Here is a 17,819-nt window from a genome sequence, read left to right on the forward strand (position 1 = left end):
ATTCCTTTACAGGTATACGCAGTTGCGCTTTCGCCACATCAGGTAGCCGAAGTTTTTCTTTGATGCGGGCGTGTTGTGCGTGCTGCCCCACAGTTGCGTGGTCGTGCCGAACGGGTGGCAGTCCGAAGGTTCGGGGTACATGTTCACCATCTGATACCGCCATCGGGACTTGGGGATGATCGGGGACGGATATTCGTAGCACACCGCCACGTCCGCCCCGACCGTCTCCATGACCAGCCCCTCGCGATGCAGCTTGAACGCCATGCGCTCGCTGACCAGCAGCGAGGCCTCCAGCGGAGAAAACTCGTTGCTGGTATAGCCCGTGAACGGATACATCGAGCCCTGTGCGCCGGCGCACCAGAACAGCGGGTCCAGCGGCATGCCCGCGGTGGAGGCGATGGAGTCAGCCGCGCAGGCGCCCTGCGCCAGCAGGTTACTGAAGAGCGCCACCTCCGGGTTTAATATCATAGAGAGCGTGCTGTCGTTCCAGAGCGGGTCCACCTCGGACAGGTAGGCAATGTCCATGTCGCCGGTCTGCATGCAGCCTGCGCTGGTAATAATGTTCAGCCAGAAAATCAGCGGATACTTGTACCAGTGCACGTGATAGAAGCTGCCGGGCGTGGGCGCGTCGCTCTGCCCGCCGCGCCCGGTGCCGGTGCGTCCGAGGTCGATTTTAAAGCCGCCCATGTTCACCATGACGCCCGGCTCACGCGTGACGTCCGTCATGGCCAGCGGCTCCCAGAAGCCGATGGCCAGCCCCAGCCGGTACAGAATGCCGTACGGGCAAAGCTGGATGGGCGAAGCCGGGTTCGGCGTGTCCGGATGCGCGCCGGATGCCAGCTGAATGCTGCCGAGCGTCATGGGGAACAGGCACTTCCAGCAGACGTCGCTGATGGGGTTCACCCAGCGGCCATCGCCGGCGTTGCTGGCGGCCGCCATCACCGGCTTTGCCATGATGCCCGCTGTCAGCAGGCACAGTATGAGGAGAAAGCGCTTCATGCGTCCTGTGCCTCCGTATGGCGGCGGAGCCAGACGCACACCGGACCGTCGTCCGTATCGTGAATGCTGCCGGTAAACCAGCCCGGGCCCGGGGGGCCGGAAGGCTGCCACGCGCTGCAGTTACCGGTGCTCCGGTAGTCGGCCATCATCCAGTCCGGCACGTCGTTTTCCATCCAGGTGGTCGCCGCCTGCAGATTGTGCGCTTTAAGCCAGGCCTCAAACTCGCCGGGCTGTGGGTACTCGTTGCCGTCCGCCGGCACAAAAAAGGCCGGATGCGTCCAGCCGCCCCAGCGATCGCGCACGACCGGCTGAGCCGATATTTCAGCGGGGTGTGTCATAAGAGGAAATTCCGTGGTTGCGGCAGCGGGGCTGCCGGAGTCAGACGTTAATCAGGCCTGCCTGCGGGGTGCAGGCTGAGGCGTACCGCAGCGCATGCGAGGAACGAACAGCCTGCGCAACGCGGGGAGGAAAGGGTTACCGGTTTTCAGTAATACGGGAGCAGAACAATCAGCAGGCAGCCTGACGCGAGCGTCACCATCGCGGCCATGGTAAATTCCAGCACGACGTTAACGCGATCTCTGCGCCACCAGACGTGCCGGAACGCAGCGTCACCGTTCTGCATGGCCGCGTTACAGCGCTCTTTGCGGCGCAGACCACGGTAATCAGCGATCGCCCGCCACCACAGCGTCACCACCACGAGCCCCAGCACGCCCAGCAGCATGCCGTCCGTCAGCGTAAAGCTCAGTTCCCGGTGCCAGTGTGTATCCTGCATATTCTCATCCTTAACCGTTATGCCAGCGCCTGGGCGGTATTCTACGCTGCTTCACCCGGTAACGCCGGGTAAATGCACCAGGTCAGGCCAATCTCAGTGGTGATCCGTATCCCGGCGTAAGGCCCCTGAAATTCAATGTTGCCGTCCAGTTTGCCTAACAGCATTCCCAGCTGTCTACGCTGAGGCGGGTCACCGAAGGTCTGCATCATGACCGCAAGGTGGCTGCGGCCGGGGTCGGGCCGGAAATCATGAAACATCTCCAGCCAGGCACTGGCCGTGGCCATCCGGGTATTCTCAGAAAGGAATTTCCACAGCCCTCCCGGCCACGCGTGATGATCGCGACGGCATTCGCTCATTACCCACTGCGCGCCGTCTGTTTCTCCCCGGGTTTCCTTTCGCTGATGATATTTTACAGGGGCAGCCTGCAGTCTGCTAACCTTGTCCCGCAGAGCCGGAACCCAGCTACTGGTCCCGGATGGCAGCACCCATGTGAACTGTTCCCTGATGGCGTCCAGTGCATGGTGCAGTAAAAGACGCTCAGGATCGGGCGGGGTGGAGATAATCAGCCGGTACTGGTGCACCGACTGTGCCGACAGCGCCAGCAGGCCATTCAGCAGCGGGCAGCCTGTATCAGCGAATCCGCCCGCTTCATTTATTTCATACACGGCATCGCCGCATTTCTCCTGCAGCCACTGTGCATACGCTTTCTCATAATCAGCCTTTCTGCCGGTCTGGTCCTGCCAGAACGCCAGCTGTTCCGCCGTCGGCGGCCAGAGCCGCGGCGACAGGTCAGGGTAAGTGTCCATCAGTCTGCATCCTGTTGTCAGGTTTAGGTTCATCAGTCGCCGTTACCGCCGCAAATGTGCGGAAGGCCCAGCCGCTGTCGTCATCATGCTTAACCCCGTCTGCGTCACCCATCTCCAGCCTGTCTGCTACATCCAGCAGATAAAGTGAAAGCGTCTCTGCGGAGATATGTCGGATGCCCTGCAGCAGGATGGCCACGCGTTCCAGACTATCTGGCATCCGGACGTATTTAAATCCGCGCCGCCACGCCCCCGGGCGGGTTTTGCTGCCGTGTCCGTCGATAAAAATTGACGGTTCCGTTTCGGTGACTCTTGAAGCGATGTGCCACATCAGGCCTGGCGCCCCCCCCGCCTCAGTGAGGCAGTCACAGCTGAAATTCCCGGCGCCGTTCTTTGAAAGCTCACCAGCTGCTGCGCGCAGCGCTGCCGGAATGCCGCTTGTGAGCGATCCGGGCGGGCCGGACCACATCAGGCTTATCTGCGTCAGCGGCCACGCATGACGAAACCACCTGTCGGTCACGCCGAGGCGCTGCAGCATCGCGTGATAATCCTGTTCGGCGTTTTCCAGGTCATTCCGGCGCAGGGGCTGTTCTTCAGGAGGAACCTCTTTGCGACCACGCGAACTTTCAAGAAGAAAGTTAACAAGATTAATTAACCCTCCCCCTGCCAGCACACCTATCAGGGACAAAACACCTATTTCGGTTTGCGTCATATTCCGCTCCTCACTTCGTTACCGCATCGTCAGGTAGCTGGTCCACCTCACGCCTGATGACATACCAGCCGGCCGCCTCTGCGCCCCGCTGGCACCAGTCCGCCCAGCTGCCCGCGTAACCGTCCTCCGCCGCCTGCAGCTGCAAATCTTCCAGCGCCGCTTCACTCCGCTGCGGCGTAATATGCTGCGAGCGCGCTTTCACAATTGCCCCGCCCGCCCGGGCCCGCACGGCGTGCGGTAACGCCACTTTTGCCCGTGCATCGGTGCCGAAGGTGTAACCTTCCACCTCAATAGCGGCCGCGAAGGCGGCCAGCAGCTGCTGCCAGTACGCGGTTTCCTCATGCGCAAGTGCACGTGCAGCCATCGCCGGACTGCCGAACGGCGCCGGTACGGGAACTGACGTTCCGTGGCGAACGCTGAATGCATCACTCCGATCCGCCTGTTTTGCAGGGAAAACCCTGCCCAGACGAACCATCACAACGGACAGCACCAGCAGCATAAGGAATAAACCGACCGCGGGCAGATGATCCGTCAGGTCACCGAGTGCACGAATACTCGCCGGCGAAAGCGAAATTTCCGCGCGACACGTAGGCTCCGGCGCGGGCGCGCTCCAGACCGGCTGCACGGCTGGCGCTGCATTCTGCTGCATGGCGGAGACCTCTGAAGATTTCCAGTCATTAACCAGTCGCGGAAGCAATTCATTCTGCATGAGGCACCCCCGTCAGCACCGTCATACCGTACTGACGCATGACCTCCCCCACGTCTTTGTCGGTGAGTGAGGCCAGTACGATGGCCGACCGGACCTCTCCGCTGCACGCCAGCAGCGTCTGCAGCGCCGCGCGCATAATCATTGACTCCGAGTACAGCGGGAACTCGGCGGTCATGCGGCGCAGCCCGGATTTGTCGTCGTCATCGAGGCGCACCTGTGCGACATGACGCTTTAACTTCTTCGGGGCCGTCTGCCCCCGTGCGTTGTGACTCATTTCAGCGCCACCTCCTCCACCTTCAGCATCCTGTCCGCGCGCGTGATGCGCACCGGCGTGTGCTCAAAGCCGAATTTTGTTGTTAACGTGCCGTACTGGTCGAAGTACACCGGCTCATCCAGCGCGATGCTGCTGTCGTGCACGTTACCGTTGACCAGAATGACCTTATAATTCTGCTGCCCGGCGAGCTGCGGCTTCAGCCACGCCATCTGCTGCGGGTTGTCGCCATCGATGAAATACAGCGTCTCGCTGAAAGCGACTTTATCCAGCGGGTTGACCCTGTCTCCCGCCCGGGCGATGACGTTGCCGCGCATGTCCCGGATGGTTTCCCGCACCGTGAAGGTCGGGTCATACAGGAATGCCCTGTCCGTTTTCGCCGGCGTCAGGCCGGCCACCGGCGCGGGCCTGACGGCGTGGTCCTTCACCCGCGCCTCGGCCTCGCGCTGCAGCCGGTCCAGCTCGCCGCTGTCTTTCATGCCCTGCAGGCGCTGGCCGATAAAGGCCAGCAGGTCGGGCTCGGCAATGGGAAACAGGTGGCCGATGGTGCCGAGCTCTTTTCCCTGCGCGGACCAGATAACCGCTGTGGCGAGCAGAACAACCGCTGTGGTGAGCCGCCTCATGGCGTCGCCTGCATCTGGCGGGCGATATCGGCCTGAATCGCCGGCGTAATGTCGGTGACGCCGGCCACCACCGCGCCCTTCACCAGGATGACGCCGCCGTGCGCGGCCTGCCAGTCCGACAGGCTCGCGTCCAGCGCAGAGCCGAAGCGCTTCGTGAGCGCCGCCAGTCTCTCCTTATCCAGCGCAGACTGCGCGGTCTGCTGGCGGAAGGTGTCGATGGTGCCTTTCATGTCAAACACCACGTAGTCGGGCTGTACGGCCTGCGCAACCAGCGTGCTGACGCCGGCGCTGAGCGCGATGACCAGCGCGGCAAACGCGGCCAGCCGGACGCTACGACGGTGCAGCAGGCCGGAAACGCGCTTCACGGTTACTCCCTCACGCAATGGCTTCGCGTCCGGCGTTTCGCCCTCCACAGCGGATAAGGCATGGATATCTTCCTGCATCGTTGATTCCTCTTTTTATACGGGGGTCAGGCCGGCCCAGCGCTCCAGCTCCTGCATCTCGGCCTGATACATGTGCGGCTCGCTGGCCAGCAGGTACGCGGCTTCCTCGCTGGTTGCGCCGGCCTTCTGCGCCTCGGTCATCCACTCGTAGTCCTCACCCGTGGTGCTGAACATCGCGCGCGTGACCGGATCGACAAATACCCGGTAAAACGAACTCTGCTCGCCCATTGAGATCATCACGGAGCTGAAACCCGTCAGGCGGGCTTTGGCAAAGCCGCGGATAATCTGCGTTTCCATCTCGGTAAACTGATCCGGACTGGCGTTGAGGTAGGTCTTGAAGGCCTTCGCATCCTGCAGCAGCGTGATTTTGGTCCCGCTGTTGTCCCAGGCAGCGGCAGCGGCAGACGGTGCCGGCTTGTCGGGCAGGCCGGTGAAGTCCTTGATGCCCTGCGTGATGGTAATGAACGCGCCGCGGTGGCGACGTACCGTGCGGTAGCCGGTTTCGATAAAGCGCGCGGCGTGCGGGTTCTGCCCGCTGAACAGGCGCCAGGCCTCGTCGATGATGGCGAGCTTCTTGAGGCTGCGCGGTGAGTGGTACATCTTTTCCTGAATCGCCAGGATCAGCGAGTACAGTACCGCGGACAGCAGCTGCGGGCGGCTTTCCAGGCTCAGCAGCTCCAGCACCGTGAAGCGCGTTTCTCCGTCAAGCGTCGGGTTATCCGAGTTAAAGTACTCCCCGTCGCTGCCCCAGGTGCACCAGCGGTCCAGCAGCAGCACCAGCTCGTTGATGCGGTTGATGATGGTGGGTTGCTCTCCGTATTCCTTTCTGACGGCATCCGACTTGAGATACCCCACGACGTCGTCTATGCGCGCTTTGTTCTTGCGCGCCGCATACGCCGCCACCACGGCCTTCTGCAGAATGGCTTCACTGACCTCATCCAGCTTCCCTTCGGGACTGGCCAGCACGGCCATCAGGCCAGCGATCCCCTCTACTGACTCCTTCAGGCTGAGATCGGTCAGATTGGCAAACGGATTAAAGCGCAGCGTGGCACCGTCCAGGTACGCGCCCCCCGCCTGACGGCAGTAGTTTTTGTAACTGCCCCCCATGTCGATAACCCAGGCAAACCCCTGCGCATTCAGGACCTCACGCAGGATCCCCTGTATCAGGAAGCTTTTGCCCGCGCCCGACGTTCCCGTCACGCCGATGTTAAAGTTGGTCGAGCCGTTTTCCTCATCGAACATGTCAAAAAAGGCCAGCTGGTTGCGGTAGGTGGCCAGCGGTATGCCCCTCGGCGACATCTGACGCTCGGCCACTACCGGCATCAGGTTCACGGCGTTAAAGCTTTTGCAGCGCAGGGTGGCGTTCATGTGCTTCATGTCGTCCCACAGCCCCTCCTGCATCACGAACGGCAGCGAGGTCAGCCAGTTGCGCAGCTGCTGATAGCGGGGTGCGGACATCTCCAGGTCATTTTTACGGAACACGTTGATGGCCGAGAGCTCACAGCGCTGCTGCCCGCTGTCGCTGTCGGGCGTGAACAGCGTCAGGTTAAGGTTGAAGCTGCACATGGCAATTTCGTTGCTGGCAAGCCCCATGCGCAGGTCGCGCCACTCCTCGTAGGTGCGCTGCGTGTTGGGGAACAGCTTGCCGTAGGAGGAGTTGGCCTTCTTGCCCATGTCCTGCTCCTTACGGAACGCCTCGTTCTGGCTGCTGACCTGTTCTTCCACACAGATGGTCCAGCTCAGCAGGAACGGACAGGGGATGCCGAGATCGGGAAAGCGCATGTTCTGCAGGTTGTCGGCCGCCTGCCAGAGCGCGAACTGCTTCGGCACCTTAGTCAGCTGCATGTTCACGATGCGCGTGCTGGCCACCGTGGACACAGCGCCCTCCTCTACGGCTCTGTCACCGGCTTTTGTGGAGGTGGTCAGCCGCAGGTAATCCGGGTGCACCTCCATTTCTGTACTGGTGTCCACGCACTGGCGGTGCAGCTCCTGCTCCGGGTTCCAGTGCTCGCTGGCCGTACTGACCTGACCGGGGCGATAGTTCAGCTGCTCGCGGATGATCGACAGAAACTCCGACGCGCCCACCCGTCGCGTATCCATTGACGCGGACATCAGGGACACGCGGACGGTCTCCCGAAGTTGTGCCACCTCGTCCATCGATTTAAGGCCGCCGGTGCCGGGGTGCGCATACACCAGAAACACGCGGTAGTTGCGCAGGTAGAGCGGATATTCTCGCTCGTTGGCCAGCCCCTTCAGGGCCGATCGCTCCCAGTAGGCTTTGGTGATGGCATTGAGCTGCGGCGCCATGTCGCCCTTCCACATGTCACGGCTCAGCCCGTTCTCCAGCATGTCACCCACGCATTTGCTGGCCACCATCAGCACCGTGACCGGCGTCCTGCGCGGGAGCTTTTTGCGCATCAGGTCGTCCAGCGCCTGCACCACCTGCTGGTTTGCGCCGGCGAGCGGTGCCACCTCCAGCATAAAGCCTACCGAGCGGGTATTAATGAAGAGTTCCGATTTTTCGTCGAACTCGCGCCACGGCAGCAGGCTGGTCAGTGAGGGGTAGCTGAAGCTTTCCTGCAGCTTCTGGCGGGCAAGCTTTGCCCCGCCCTCGTCCCGGCTGCTGTTCATAATGCCGGCGAGGTGATCGATAACGTTACTGAGCATGCTGAACTCCTGCGTAAGGTGCGCGTAGCACTGTGTTCATCACATCCCGTAACAGCAGGCTTTTGCCTGCGCCGGTGTCGGCACAGATGAAAATATGCCCCGATGAAACATCAGCCTGCAGCAGACTGATACCGGGCCAGACCCGGTGATGCAGCGCGGCCGCAGACGATGCGGGCGCCCGCTGCTGATGCGCGGAACGGAAAGAAAAACGTTTTTTCATTACTCCCCCTCGCTGATAACCCGGAAATCTTCGTCCCAGCGTGATTTCTGCTTCACGAACTCCACCACGGCGGGCTGATGGAAGCTGTCCTGCTCGTCGACCCACGGCGCGATCCACAGGCGCTGCGTCGTGTCAGGAATGCGGCGGGCGTCTACCTGTCCCGGTCCGCTGTAATCACCCGGCACCACCGGTGTTGCTGCGCGAACCGGCACCGTGGATGCACGGAGACTGTCTGCGCTCAGCGCCTGCCCGGAGACAGGACGGGGAGTCAGCGTCGCCACGCTCACGGGGCGGTAAGGATTAACGGCGGGCTTCACATTGCCGGGCGTCGCCAGCGCCTCAGCGGCAGGCTTTGGGCCGGCCTCCTTCTGCGCGGTCAGGTCGTCGAGGCTTTTGCCTTTTGATGCCAGTTTGCTGGCCTCAGACATCGACAGGCACTGGTCCGTGGCGGTTTTGTTACAGTCAAAGTCAGAGTTCATGCCGGCGCAGCCGGTCAGCGCAGCGCACAGCAGTGCGCCCGCAAAAAGTTTTTGCATGGGGGGTATCCTCAGTGGCGGCCTGGCCGCAGCGGTATTAAAAGTGAGTGGTGTGGGTTAAACGAATGGTGCGGGTTGTTGCCCTGGTGAAGGCACAGAAAACAGGTTCAGCCGGTATGTTTACCTTTCATGAAGGCGTTGACCGTCAGCAGGTCCTTGAGCGCATCCTCGCTCATAACACGATGGCTGCTGGCAGCGGGTACGTCTTTTACCGGTGCTTTTATGCGCGCCCAGACGTCTGCGCGCGGTGTGCCCGGTGAAACCTGGCGGATGACGTCAGCAATGTACGCCGCCAGCCGCTCAATCGTGACGTCAGCGAGTGCGGGTACGTGCCCGGAATTCTCTGCCAGCGGGCGAATTGCCGCATCCGGAACCGGTCGGGTGTTAAGTCTTTCAAGCCGGAACACCATATTGCCGGCGGGATGCGTCACGCGGATGAGCAGCGCTTCCGGCGGGGTGACTGTTTTATCAGGATCCATAGGCACCTCAGATTAAGCGATAAGGTTAAAGAACGAAGCCGGAAAGGTGGAGCAGCAGCGCCGCACTGGCCAGACAGGTGCTGGCGGCACTCGCGATGGCCAGCCGCTGGAAGCTCAGCTGCATATGGCCTCCGTCTGAGTACTGTCTTCGGCCAGACGGTGCTGAATCACCTCAATTTCGGTGAGCAGCGCCGCGAGCCTGCAGCTGCTGGCCTGCGTCTTCCACGCTTTACGGTAGCGGAGCTGCAGCGCGCAGAGCCGGATACGCTGCTCCCGGCGGGTGCGTTTATTCATGATGGCTCCTGCAGTCAGATTCCCCGCGCTCATCCCGTTCACGCTCAGTGAAAGCAAAGGTCCGACGCCGGGCGGGCGTCGTGAAGGTCTGCATCTCTTTATCAAGCCAGCAGGTAAGCATGGGGACCGAAATAAATCCTGCCTCTACCACCACCTGCTGCAGTTCACGCCAGGCCGTGACGTCCCGATAGGGATAGACCGCCAGCCTTCGGGCAATCAGGTCCTGCCAGTTAAGCGGCTCCCGCAGCCGCATGACAACGGCGGCAGCCACAACAACTGCGGGCAGCACCATCAGCCAGCCGGCCCAGACCCGCCCATGATAAGAGTAATCGCCCCAGAGCACGGCCAGTACCGCCAATGACAGTATGCAGACAACCAGCGTGTCGGCATAAGGCAAATGGCCGTGCTTCCAGCTGGCCACCATGACCCGTATCTCTCCCAGCTGACGGCGCCGGCGTTTTTCATCGGATAAGCGTGTCCTGATCATGCCGCCTCCCCGCGCGAGGTAATGTGAAAGCGCATATGGCTTTCTACCGGCACGCGCACCTGGCGGTTCATCAGGGTCAGGAGCAGAATGGCGCGTTTTGTACCATCCGGTTCACACCACACCGCCTCCAGCCCCTCGAATGCCCCGTCCTCAATCATCACGCGGTCACCGTTCACCGGCGCGTCCGTGGTAAGCGGCACGCCCTCCCAGCCGGCCTCCAGCTGCGCGATGACGCGGTCGGGCACCACCGCCGGCAGGCCGCCAAAGCTGATGAGCGTGGAAATTCCCCGCGTGCCCTTGATGGCGGTGGTGTGCACCACCTCCGGATCGAAGCGCACGAAAAGGTAGCCCGGAAAGAGCGGCTGCGGCGTCACGCCGCGCACCCTGCCGTTGCGCAGCCGGACGCGGGAAAACACCGGCAGCAGGCAGGTGACGCCCTGACCCTGCAGCTGTTGACAGGCGTACTTCTCCTGCGCCCACTTTGTCTGTGCTACGTACCAGTTTTCCATCGCTCACTCCTGTCAGTTAATGGTGTCGCCGAGGCGCAGCTGGCTGGCCTGACGAAGAACTTCATCGGGGTTTAACACCGGGGCGCTGTTGCCGCCGCCGGTGCTGACCGGCTGGTTCGCTGCGGTCTGCTGCACTACCGGCTGCGGTGCCTCTTTCTGTGCTTTTTCGGCATCAGCGTCTTCGATGGTTTCCAGCCTGAAGCCCTTCTGGAACACCACGGTCACGGCGTTGCCGGCACCGATATCAATCACCGGGTGGTACTGCTCGGCGCGCTTAATCCAGTACTGGCTCAGCGTGTCCGCCGCCTTGCTGGCGCCGCCGCCGAAGCCCTGTTTAAAAATGTCACCGGCACCGACCGAGGCACTTGCACCGAGCCCTACCGTCGGCGTGGCGGCGGACTTGATGCCCTCACCGAAGCCCGACAACATTCCGGCGCCCCAGGCGTTAGCGACGATTACGCCGTTACGCATCACCGGCTTGCCGCGGATGCCTACCTTGCCCTGGAAGGACACGTGACCGTCGAACGGCATGTCGATATGCTTGCCGTTCTTCAGGATGCAGCTGATGTTTTTGGTGCGCACTTCGCCGCGCTCGCTGGAGATGTCGCCGTACATTTCCCCGGTGACGCGGCACTGGTCCATGTTCCAGGTCTTGCCGTTGGGCATGGAGACGTCACCAAGCAGGGTAATGACCACCGGCGAGGTGTTCTGCTGACCGGTCACACTGGCGTTGGCGTCAGCGCCCTCAATCATCACCGCCTCAGAGAAGGAGCCGGAGGGGATCCAGGGCAGCTTCGTCTTTTTGTCGGTGAGCGCGGCGTAAGTGAAGGTGTCGCGGCTCAGACCGCCCGGGCGCACCGTGCCGGCGCCAGGGTAGAACCCCTGCCCCTGCGCGGGATAGAACTGACTGCCCTGCCCGGCAGCCGGTCCGCCGCCGGGATTGCTGATGCTCCACTGCGCCGGACCGGACTGCCCGGCCGGGACGGGGCCATTCGCCGGTGAAGTGCTGGCTGGCTGCGGGGCGGCAGGCGCCTTACTCCCCTGCGCCTGCTGCGTCTGCAGCTGCGTGATGGCGTCGGCCATTGTGCTGAGCTGCTTTTTGAGCTCGTCGTTCTGGCTTTTAAGCGTGCTGGTCAGCGTGCCGAGGTCGCGCTCAAGCCCCGCAGTCTTGTTCTGCTGCTGCTGCAGCGCCGCAGTGGCCACGCCATCGGTAAAGGAGGTGTTTATCAGGCCGCCGGTCAGGTTCGGCGCGGCCTTCGGTGCGGGCTTGTTCAGCTCCGCCTGATGGTGCGAGTACGCCCAGATTCCGCCGCCTACCGCCAGCATGACCGCGGCGGAGACGCCGGCAATCACCCACTGTCGGCGGCGCGTGGCGGTATTGATGTTGCTCATGAGCCGCCCTCCGCGTCAGTGGAGAAAATCACCCACACGAAGCCCTCGCCGTTTGCATAAAGCGTGCGGGTTGAAAGCATCACCGCACGCACGCCCTTCTGCCAGAACTGCTTTTCGCTGAGCGCCCGCGTCACGTAGCCGGTGTTTTTCATGCGGTAGCGCATGACGCGCAGGTGCGAGCCGGCCAGCTGGCGCTCCGGCGTCAGCTGCACGCCCGCGGGCGGGTTATACGCCGGGCCGCGAGAGGCTTTCACCTCGGTGTAGTTCTCCGGCACGTCGCCGTTTACGATGCTGCGGGCAACGCTCAACAGCGTTTTCTGGAAGGGCTGGCTTTCCTCCCACACCTTCGCGTCCGGGTTGGGCTTCAGCGGCACGTCCGCCGGAATCAGGTGCAGCGTGCGGCCGTTGCCGGGTTTCGGTGAGACGTCAATCGAGACGCCGACGCCCCCGGCGGTTTCCAGGAACAGGGTGAAGTCCTGCCCGGTCAGCGGCGTGATAAGCAGCGCGCCGTCGGCGGTGGTGGCCTTCGTGTAGGCGTTATCCGGACCAGTCACGGCGGTGATGAGCTCGCCGTCGATGATGATTTTGTTGGGGCTGGTATTGCTCATCTGCGCCTTCAGGTGCGCGTTGTTCTCAAACATGGTTCCGGCCGGGCCGGGCACCGCGGCCTGTGCGGCGGGCAGCAGCGCCAGCGCGCCGGCCACGGCGATGGCGGAAAGGGTCATTTTCATGGGGTCAGTCCTGTTGCGGGCGGCGTTCAGGTTGGGTCCAGGGCACCTCGGGGAAGGCCGTCAGGCGGATAAGGCCGTCCACGTAGTGCACGCTGAGCCGGTAGGCTTTATGCGAATCCGGAAGTGATATCTTCAGGTTGCCGTTGGTGGTGCTGGCGCTCAGCGTGCCCTGCGCAATGACATCGCCGGTGGTGGTGTCGGTCATTTCGTCATCGATGCGGAACACGGAGGAGACGCCGTTCTTTTTGATGTACTCAGCTTCGGCGGCGAGCTGCTTTTTCAGGTCGTCACGGTATTCAGCGGGAACGAAGCGCAGCAGGGCGGCGTGCTGGCTGTCCACAGTTTCCGGCGTGACGGACAGGCGCAGGTTAATGAAAGAGCGCACCAGCATGCCGTTTAAGGCCGCGTCTCCGGAGGCGGAACCGGAGGTGAACGGGCGGTCAAACATCATTGGGGTAGTGATGGTCCTCTGCGTTTTCGCAAAGTGCCACGCCAGCGCGCCGGTGACGACGGTGCTGGCGGCGAGAATAAACACGAGCAGCGAAAGCGCGCACAGGGCCAGAATGATTACCCGGTTGCGCCCTTCCCGGACCTGATACTTCATAGCGTTATCCTTTTAAAAAGCGCCACCCGAAGGCGGCGCGCGGGTTACTGCATCCAGTGCCGGTTACCCGAGTCAGGCACGCGGCGGAACTGCAGCCGGAGCAGCGCGGTGGGCAGGTACCAGTAAAGAAGGTTCATGAGCCACCAGGTGCCCTGCCCCTTCTTCAGGTGGCGGACCAGCAGCCAGAGCGCGGCGGCCACAATGAGCATGATGATGAACATGTCGCAGAGCAGGCCGATGCCGGCGCACGCAAGGATGAGCACGGCCTCCTCTGTGGGGAGTCCGATAAGGCGTTTCTGCTCATTGAGGGTTTCCGGGAACTGGTACTGAAGCGATTCCCTGTCCATACGGGATTAGCCGGCCAGGGAGAAGAGCGTGCGGGTAACAACAACAAGAAAAGCCAGGCCGCCCACGAACAGCGCCGGGTTACGGGTTTTGATGAAGGTGATAATGGAAATGACGACTTCGGCCATGTACAGCCCCCACTCAACGGTGCTGCCGTGACCAAACGTATCTTTGGCGTCCTGCTTCTGGCCGGACAGCAGGTCCTCTGCGCGCACCAGGTGCGGCAGCGCGAGGGCCAGCACGACCAGCGCCAGCAGCAGTACGTTCGCATGGTGGCGATAACCGTATGCAGACATCCGGCTAAAGGCGCGGCGGGTGATGCCGATAAGTCCCTCTGGCGCCGCCCCGCTTAGCGTCGCGCAGGCTTCCGCAGACCCCTGCACCGGTGCAGGGTGTGAAGTGACAACTTTCATGTATAAAACCCTCGATTTGAGTTAAAGAAATGTCAGTGTGCGTAAACAGACGTAACGCGCCGTAAGTGTACATTTTCTCAAAAAAAAAAAATCTGTGACGCACGTCACACTTTTAAAGTCTCTCACGCTCCTTTTTAGGATTATTCCTGAAAGGGCGTGGCGTACGCTTGCTGCCTGTCCAGGGTGAGCCTCGTAGGGAGGTGATTACGCATGAAAGTAAAAGAAAAGATGGCCGACGGTCGCGGACGACCACGGAAATATGCCCGCGGGGAAATGCAGTACAGGAAACTGTGGTTACCGGAGAACCTGCTGATGGAATTACGCGTGGCGGCACGCGTCCGCCGGTATACCACCAACGACGAAATCATCAGCCGGTTAATTACGTCGATGCAGTTTTCTCCGCGGCGTCACGTGATTAAAACCGACGAGGGACAGCGGCTGGTTGCGCTGGCCAGGATGTTCGATGAGTTTATTCAGTCCCGTCTGGATATTATCCGGGAAAAATGCAGGAATGATGAAGACAAAAATACAGATAAAAAAACGTTCACTCCGGGAAAAAGCAAGGCCTTCAGCAGCAGCTTTCCGGAGAATCTGCGCCGGGACATGGAAATCAGCGCGCGGTTTAACCGCCGCAGCGTGAACATGGAAATACAGGTGCGCCTGCTGGATTCGCTCAATTACTTAACGGAGCAGCAGTTGCCGGAGAATGAGGAGGTAAGGCGGCTGCGCGAACTGGCTATTTTATTTGACGAGTTCATTCTGGAAAAAGTCGTGGTGGCGGAGAATCCGATAGCGGGAAAAGAGGCTGGGTCGTAACGGGAAAACCGGCGAGCCACAACAGCCTTAAATGAAATATTTTTAATTTTAAAATCGCTTAATTATTTTCACTTCTTACCAACCGGAAGGGTGCCGCCAGCCGCTTCATTAAAACAGACGGCACCCGGCCAGTGGTTATGGCCAGTTAAAAGGAATTCAGCGCTATTATTTATCAGCGCATTTATGAAACTGCTTAATTCCTACTGATGGTAAATACATGCCGGGCATTTATCTTCGTCTGAATGAAGGTAACTGAATGATGCTATCCCCTGCATCATTAATAAATAGAGTTCACATCCTGACCACATCTGAAACACACAATCTTATTCCGTGGCAGGTGATTTCACCCATTCTTCAGGCGCTCTCTGTATGCCATACCGGGTGCTGACTGCCACCCGGATTAAAACGGGATGCCCGGAGCGCGCGCAGGGGGATAAGGATACATTTGTTTTTTCTCCCCCCGCTACGCTCAGCAGCCATTCTGAGGGGAAACCTAAACGATTTAATACTTCTTCCTGACCCTTGCCGTTTATCAATAAGTTTTAAGACTGTTACGCATAACGATGTCAGGCGTCAGCATGACCGTTCTCTTCATGCCGGACAAAATGCCGGTTATCGGCATCGCTTTCAGAACTGTCAATTTCGGCCAGGTACTGGCTCAGCAGCGTGTCTATGCGCTCGGTTCCGCCTCCTCCTGTTGCGTTAACATACAGTTCTGTCATCATGGTCAGTAATATCATAATGCCTTCTTTGCTGCCGCTGACTTTTCTGATGAGTTCGCGGTTAAATTCTTTCTGATTGAAGGTGTCCTCTTTGTTTTTGGCTTTATGCATAATCAGACCAAGCCGTAATAATTCATTGCACGTTGATGACAGGCTGACTTCGGCCGGGCTGGCCCCGTTCTGAATGTCCAGAAGATAAATATCCCTGATTTCCTTCTCAATTTTATCTTTGACGTAAATGCCCATTCTGCCCATTATCTTTTCTCCTGAGTGGCTTAATTAACCACCGTCATATTTTCTTTAGCGTTTCGTGCTGTGGCCGGTTTAACTGCACTATCAGACGATACCAGCACTGAGTGTGCACTTTGCTCTGGAATTCTGATTTATACAGGTAGTCGTTACCGACACCATCATGTCGTAGAGTGTGACACTGTACGACATACAATACACTGATTAAAAATCACATCTACATTTCTACGATACTGTATCGCAGGAACCTACGACAACAGGTAGTAGGAACCGACGATACACTATCGTAGCTTACGACACCATTGTGTCGTCGTTTCCTACGACAAAACAGGCACATACACCTTGCAAATAATCAATAAGGCCTCATAACACAATGAATTAAAACACAAAAACAGCAAGATAAAATCTTGCGTGGGGTGTGATGGAATTATATATCTCAAGAGCGGCTTGTTAAATAACGCTATCTTCCTGAATTCTTTATATCCCTGACGATGTTCATCACCTGCCCGTCAGCGCACCGTGCGCGTCTGTAACGAATTATCTTGCATCAGACGATCTGAGCGCGTATTTTTCACACGAACCCGCCTGGCGCTTTATGCGCATGTACGTGAGACAATAAGAATGAAATGGTTTGCAGCTTTCGGGCTTGCCGCTGTATTCAGCGTGCAGGCCGCGCCGGAAATGTGTTTCACCAAAGCCGGTCAGGATTTCGGCATTGATCCGCGCCTGCTGATGGCACATTCAATACAGGAGTCGCGCATGCGTAATAACGCCCTGAACACGAAAAGCAGCGGCGGAACGCACGACGTCTGTAATATGCAGATTAACAGCTCTCACTTTAATCAGCTGAAAAGATTTGATATTACGCGGGAAAGGTTGCTTAAGGATCCGTGCATCTGCATTTACACCGGCGCGTGGATCGAGGCGCGCAACTTCAGGCAGTACGGCAGGAACTGGGACAGCGTCGGGATGTATAACACCGGCCCCAGTCCGAAGCTGATAAAACAGCGACGTGAATATGCGGCCATCATAAAAAGTATTTACCGCGTGCTGATCGCCCGCGATGAAGTTTACGCCGCCATGTCACAACAGAATAAAAAAACGCCCGCGCCGGAAACCTTTCTCAGCGCGGACGTCAGCACCGCATCACAATAACCCCGGCAACCGGGGTTAAACATTACGACTTCAGTTTTGCGAACTCTTCAGCCATTTTCCACAGCGCCTGATTCAGCTTAATATCGCCATCAATACCCGTTACCGGGCGCGTGGTGGTTCTTTTTCCCTTCGCCGTTCTGCCGGTGACGCCGCCCTTGATCAGGTTTTCCTGCACGATATTAAACGCGGTCCATAAGTCGGTGCCTTTGTCATACCAGGCGCGCGGCTGAATAATCCGCTCGGCTGTTACCGGCGGCTCTTTCCCGTCATACTTATATTCCAGCGCCAGCTGACCCAGCAGGCGGCGTTCTTCATTGTTAACCTGAATTCCTTTCATGATGTCGATGTTATTTTCGACCTTGTCGAATACGCCCAGTACTTCATAAGCGCCCTCAATAACCTGCGACACGATATCGCCTTTATGCGGCACGCTGATTTCACCGAATGATTTCCAGCATACCAGGCCGTTGCTGCACACCTGCCGGAAAATACCGGGGATCATTTTATAACTGCTGGAGCCGTCGTGGCTGTTCAGTAATACAATTTCCGGCACTTCCCCGCCGCCGTTATTATTTCCCCGGCGCAGGCGGATCATGTGTTTGGTAAAGTCGCGGCGCTCCGGGTCGCGCACGCGGGACTGGCTCGCAAAATAAGGCTGAAAGCCTTCCCCGCGCAGTTTATCCAGCAGTGTAACGGTCGGAATATAGGTATAACGGTCTGAGCGCGAGTCATGTTTCTCTTCGGAAAATGCGCTCGGCACGACGCGCATTAATTCGTCATTGCTCAGCGGGTGATTTTTACGTACGGAGGTCGGGGCAGCGTAGCGGGTAGCAAAACGGACCATAATCAGATTCCTTATATTGAGAAA

25 protein-coding genes are annotated in these 17,819 nt (G+C 59.4%); 2 read left to right on the forward strand and 23 right to left on the reverse strand.

The window, feature by feature from the left end:
* Window positions 1–6 precede the first annotated feature (6 nt).
* From traU to F3I21_RS22135, 21 genes are all read right to left on the reverse strand, one after another.
* Window positions 7–999 carry a conjugal transfer pilus assembly protein TraU gene (traU, locus tag F3I21_RS22035; RefSeq protein WP_150059754.1) on the reverse strand — a complete coding sequence of 331 codons (993 nt, stop codon included), beginning with the start codon at window positions 997–999 and terminating at the stop codon, window positions 7–9.
* On the reverse strand, window positions 996–1,337 hold the full coding sequence (locus F3I21_RS22040; RefSeq protein ID WP_125311109.1) for a hypothetical protein: 342 nt from the start codon (window positions 1,335–1,337) through the stop codon (window positions 996–998). Before F3I21_RS22040 ends, traU begins: the two co-directional genes overlap by 4 nt.
* Window positions 1,338–1,483: 146 nt before the next feature.
* Window positions 1,484–1,771 (reverse strand): hypothetical protein, encoded by a 288-nt coding sequence (locus tag F3I21_RS22045; RefSeq protein WP_150059755.1) that lies wholly within the window; start codon window positions 1,769–1,771, stop codon window positions 1,484–1,486.
* 41 nt (window positions 1,772–1,812) lie between these two features.
* Complete coding sequence (locus F3I21_RS22050) at window positions 1,813–2,577, reverse strand: hypothetical protein (RefSeq protein WP_150059756.1); 765 nt, start codon at window positions 2,575–2,577, stop codon at window positions 1,813–1,815.
* Window positions 2,561–3,286 carry a hypothetical protein gene (locus F3I21_RS22055; RefSeq protein WP_150059757.1) on the reverse strand — a complete coding sequence of 242 codons (726 nt, stop codon included), beginning with the start codon at window positions 3,284–3,286 and terminating at the stop codon, window positions 2,561–2,563. The genes F3I21_RS22050 and F3I21_RS22055 overlap by 17 nt, the downstream gene beginning before the upstream one ends.
* A gap of 10 nt (window positions 3,287–3,296) precedes the next feature.
* Entirely contained in the window at window positions 3,297–3,650 is a 354-nt protein-coding gene (locus F3I21_RS22060; protein WP_150059758.1) for a hypothetical protein, read from the reverse strand.
* A gap of 334 nt (window positions 3,651–3,984) precedes the next feature.
* A complete protein-coding gene (locus F3I21_RS22065; RefSeq protein WP_088518010.1) occupies window positions 3,985–4,269 on the reverse strand; it encodes a hypothetical protein in 285 nt (94 codons plus the stop codon).
* On the reverse strand, window positions 4,266–4,889 hold the full coding sequence (traW, locus tag F3I21_RS22070) for a type-F conjugative transfer system protein TraW (RefSeq protein ID WP_150059759.1): 624 nt from the start codon (window positions 4,887–4,889) through the stop codon (window positions 4,266–4,268). The genes F3I21_RS22065 and traW overlap by 4 nt, the downstream gene beginning before the upstream one ends.
* Entirely contained in the window at window positions 4,886–5,332 is a 447-nt protein-coding gene (gene trbI / locus F3I21_RS22075) for a type-F conjugative transfer system protein TrbI (RefSeq protein WP_150059760.1), read from the reverse strand. The genes traW and trbI overlap by 4 nt, the downstream gene beginning before the upstream one ends.
* 15 nt (window positions 5,333–5,347) lie before the next feature.
* A complete protein-coding gene (traC, locus tag F3I21_RS22080) occupies window positions 5,348–7,999 on the reverse strand; it encodes a type IV secretion system protein TraC (protein ID WP_150059761.1) in 2,652 nt (883 codons plus the stop codon).
* Entirely contained in the window at window positions 7,989–8,219 is a 231-nt protein-coding gene (locus F3I21_RS22085) for a hypothetical protein (protein ID WP_150059762.1), read from the reverse strand. Before F3I21_RS22085 ends, traC begins: the two co-directional genes overlap by 11 nt.
* Window positions 8,219–8,755 carry a type IV conjugative transfer system lipoprotein TraV gene (traV, locus tag F3I21_RS22090; RefSeq protein ID WP_150059763.1) on the reverse strand — a complete coding sequence of 179 codons (537 nt, stop codon included), beginning with the start codon at window positions 8,753–8,755 and terminating at the stop codon, window positions 8,219–8,221. Before traV ends, F3I21_RS22085 begins: the two co-directional genes overlap by 1 nt.
* A 107-nt stretch (window positions 8,756–8,862) precedes the next feature.
* Complete coding sequence (locus F3I21_RS22095; protein ID WP_150059764.1) at window positions 8,863–9,234, reverse strand: hypothetical protein; 372 nt, start codon at window positions 9,232–9,234, stop codon at window positions 8,863–8,865.
* Window positions 9,235–9,348: 114 nt separating this feature from the next.
* Window positions 9,349–9,528 carry a hypothetical protein gene (locus tag F3I21_RS22100; protein ID WP_150059765.1) on the reverse strand — a complete coding sequence of 60 codons (180 nt, stop codon included), beginning with the start codon at window positions 9,526–9,528 and terminating at the stop codon, window positions 9,349–9,351.
* Complete coding sequence (locus F3I21_RS22105) at window positions 9,521–10,015, reverse strand: hypothetical protein (RefSeq protein WP_150059766.1); 495 nt, start codon at window positions 10,013–10,015, stop codon at window positions 9,521–9,523. Before F3I21_RS22105 ends, F3I21_RS22100 begins: the two co-directional genes overlap by 8 nt.
* Window positions 10,012–10,524 carry a transcription/translation regulatory transformer protein RfaH gene (gene rfaH, locus F3I21_RS22110; RefSeq protein WP_150059767.1) on the reverse strand — a complete coding sequence of 171 codons (513 nt, stop codon included), beginning with the start codon at window positions 10,522–10,524 and terminating at the stop codon, window positions 10,012–10,014. The genes F3I21_RS22105 and rfaH overlap by 4 nt, the downstream gene beginning before the upstream one ends.
* 12 nt (window positions 10,525–10,536) lie before the next feature.
* Entirely contained in the window at window positions 10,537–11,916 is a 1,380-nt protein-coding gene (gene traB / locus F3I21_RS22115; RefSeq protein WP_150059768.1) for an F-type conjugal transfer pilus assembly protein TraB, read from the reverse strand.
* Complete coding sequence (traK, locus tag F3I21_RS22120; RefSeq protein ID WP_150059769.1) at window positions 11,913–12,647, reverse strand: F-type conjugal transfer protein TraK; 735 nt, start codon at window positions 12,645–12,647, stop codon at window positions 11,913–11,915. Before traK ends, traB begins: the two co-directional genes overlap by 4 nt.
* A gap of 4 nt (window positions 12,648–12,651) precedes the next feature.
* The gene (locus F3I21_RS22125; RefSeq protein ID WP_141496854.1) at window positions 12,652–13,251 is read right to left on the reverse strand and encodes a TraE/TraK family type IV conjugative transfer system protein; all 600 of its coding nucleotides are present in this window, start codon (window positions 13,249–13,251) and stop codon (window positions 12,652–12,654) included.
* Window positions 13,252–13,295: 44 nt separating this feature from the next.
* Window positions 13,296–13,598 carry a type IV conjugative transfer system protein TraL gene (traL, locus tag F3I21_RS22130; RefSeq protein ID WP_127835212.1) on the reverse strand — a complete coding sequence of 101 codons (303 nt, stop codon included), beginning with the start codon at window positions 13,596–13,598 and terminating at the stop codon, window positions 13,296–13,298.
* A gap of 6 nt (window positions 13,599–13,604) precedes the next feature.
* On the reverse strand, window positions 13,605–14,009 hold the full coding sequence (locus F3I21_RS22135) for a type IV conjugative transfer system pilin TraA (RefSeq protein ID WP_150059770.1): 405 nt from the start codon (window positions 14,007–14,009) through the stop codon (window positions 13,605–13,607).
* A 210-nt stretch (window positions 14,010–14,219) separates the two neighbouring features.
* Between F3I21_RS22135 and F3I21_RS22140 the strand changes: the two genes are divergently transcribed.
* Window positions 14,220–14,825: a hypothetical protein gene (locus F3I21_RS22140; RefSeq protein WP_141496852.1), complete on the forward strand. Its 606-nt coding sequence runs from the start codon at window positions 14,220–14,222 to the stop codon at window positions 14,823–14,825.
* A 566-nt stretch (window positions 14,826–15,391) separates the two neighbouring features.
* Here F3I21_RS22140 and F3I21_RS22145 read toward each other — a convergent pair.
* Complete coding sequence (locus F3I21_RS22145) at window positions 15,392–15,802, reverse strand: relaxosome protein TraM (RefSeq protein ID WP_141496851.1); 411 nt, start codon at window positions 15,800–15,802, stop codon at window positions 15,392–15,394.
* Window positions 15,803–16,417: 615 nt separating this feature from the next.
* Here F3I21_RS22145 and F3I21_RS22150 point away from each other — a divergent pair.
* Window positions 16,418–16,951 (forward strand): lytic transglycosylase domain-containing protein, encoded by a 534-nt coding sequence (locus F3I21_RS22150; protein WP_150059784.1) that lies wholly within the window; start codon window positions 16,418–16,420, stop codon window positions 16,949–16,951.
* A 22-nt stretch (window positions 16,952–16,973) separates the two neighbouring features.
* Here the strand turns inward: F3I21_RS22150 and F3I21_RS22155 are convergent, their stop codons facing one another.
* Window positions 16,974–17,795 (reverse strand): DUF932 domain-containing protein, encoded by an 822-nt coding sequence (locus F3I21_RS22155; protein WP_150059771.1) that lies wholly within the window; start codon window positions 17,793–17,795, stop codon window positions 16,974–16,976.
* Between the last annotated feature and the right edge of the window lie 24 nt (window positions 17,796–17,819).

Source organism: Pantoea sp. B_9 (genome assembly GCF_008632015.1).
GTDB lineage: Bacteria > Pseudomonadota > Gammaproteobacteria > Enterobacterales > Enterobacteriaceae > Pantoea > Pantoea dispersa.

Excerpts from the sequence above, each read along its gene's own strand:
- traU (WP_150059754.1), bottom strand. The coding sequence starts at position 999 with ATGAAGCGCTTTCTCCTCATACTGTGCCTGCTGACAGCGGGCATCATG.
- F3I21_RS22040 (WP_125311109.1), bottom strand. The coding sequence starts at position 1,337 with ATGACACACCCCGCTGAAATATCGGCTCAGCCGGTCGTGCGCGATCGC.
- F3I21_RS22045 (WP_150059755.1), bottom strand. The coding sequence starts at position 1,771 with ATGCAGGATACACACTGGCACCGGGAACTGAGCTTTACGCTGACGGAC.
- F3I21_RS22050 (WP_150059756.1), bottom strand. The coding sequence starts at position 2,577 with ATGGACACTTACCCTGACCTGTCGCCGCGGCTCTGGCCGCCGACGGCG.
- F3I21_RS22055 (WP_150059757.1), bottom strand. The coding sequence starts at position 3,286 with ATGACGCAAACCGAAATAGGTGTTTTGTCCCTGATAGGTGTGCTGGCA.
- F3I21_RS22060 (WP_150059758.1), bottom strand. The coding sequence starts at position 3,650 with ATGGCTGCACGTGCACTTGCGCATGAGGAAACCGCGTACTGGCAGCAG.
- F3I21_RS22065 (WP_088518010.1), bottom strand. The coding sequence starts at position 4,269 with ATGAGTCACAACGCACGGGGGCAGACGGCCCCGAAGAAGTTAAAGCGT.
- traW (WP_150059759.1), bottom strand. The coding sequence starts at position 4,889 with ATGAGGCGGCTCACCACAGCGGTTGTTCTGCTCGCCACAGCGGTTATC.
- trbI (WP_150059760.1), bottom strand. The coding sequence starts at position 5,332 with ATGCAGGAAGATATCCATGCCTTATCCGCTGTGGAGGGCGAAACGCCG.
- traC (WP_150059761.1), bottom strand. The coding sequence starts at position 7,999 with ATGCTCAGTAACGTTATCGATCACCTCGCCGGCATTATGAACAGCAGC.
- F3I21_RS22085 (WP_150059762.1), bottom strand. The coding sequence starts at position 8,219 with ATGAAAAAACGTTTTTCTTTCCGTTCCGCGCATCAGCAGCGGGCGCCC.
- traV (WP_150059763.1), bottom strand. The coding sequence starts at position 8,755 with ATGCAAAAACTTTTTGCGGGCGCACTGCTGTGCGCTGCGCTGACCGGC.
- F3I21_RS22095 (WP_150059764.1), bottom strand. The coding sequence starts at position 9,234 with ATGGATCCTGATAAAACAGTCACCCCGCCGGAAGCGCTGCTCATCCGC.
- F3I21_RS22100 (WP_150059765.1), bottom strand. The coding sequence starts at position 9,528 with ATGAATAAACGCACCCGCCGGGAGCAGCGTATCCGGCTCTGCGCGCTG.
- F3I21_RS22105 (WP_150059766.1), bottom strand. The coding sequence starts at position 10,015 with ATGATCAGGACACGCTTATCCGATGAAAAACGCCGGCGCCGTCAGCTG.
- rfaH (WP_150059767.1), bottom strand. The coding sequence starts at position 10,524 with ATGGAAAACTGGTACGTAGCACAGACAAAGTGGGCGCAGGAGAAGTAC.
- traB (WP_150059768.1), bottom strand. The coding sequence starts at position 11,916 with ATGAGCAACATCAATACCGCCACGCGCCGCCGACAGTGGGTGATTGCC.
- traK (WP_150059769.1), bottom strand. The coding sequence starts at position 12,647 with ATGAAAATGACCCTTTCCGCCATCGCCGTGGCCGGCGCGCTGGCGCTG.
- F3I21_RS22125 (WP_141496854.1), bottom strand. The coding sequence starts at position 13,251 with ATGAAGTATCAGGTCCGGGAAGGGCGCAACCGGGTAATCATTCTGGCC.
- traL (WP_127835212.1), bottom strand. The coding sequence starts at position 13,598 with ATGGACAGGGAATCGCTTCAGTACCAGTTCCCGGAAACCCTCAATGAG.
- F3I21_RS22135 (WP_150059770.1), bottom strand. The coding sequence starts at position 14,009 with ATGAAAGTTGTCACTTCACACCCTGCACCGGTGCAGGGGTCTGCGGAA.
- F3I21_RS22140 (WP_141496852.1), top strand. The coding sequence starts at position 14,220 with ATGAAAGTAAAAGAAAAGATGGCCGACGGTCGCGGACGACCACGGAAA.
- F3I21_RS22145 (WP_141496851.1), bottom strand. The coding sequence starts at position 15,802 with ATGGGCAGAATGGGCATTTACGTCAAAGATAAAATTGAGAAGGAAATC.
- F3I21_RS22150 (WP_150059784.1), top strand. The coding sequence starts at position 16,418 with ATGAAATGGTTTGCAGCTTTCGGGCTTGCCGCTGTATTCAGCGTGCAG.
- F3I21_RS22155 (WP_150059771.1), bottom strand. The coding sequence starts at position 17,795 with ATGGTCCGTTTTGCTACCCGCTACGCTGCCCCGACCTCCGTACGTAAA.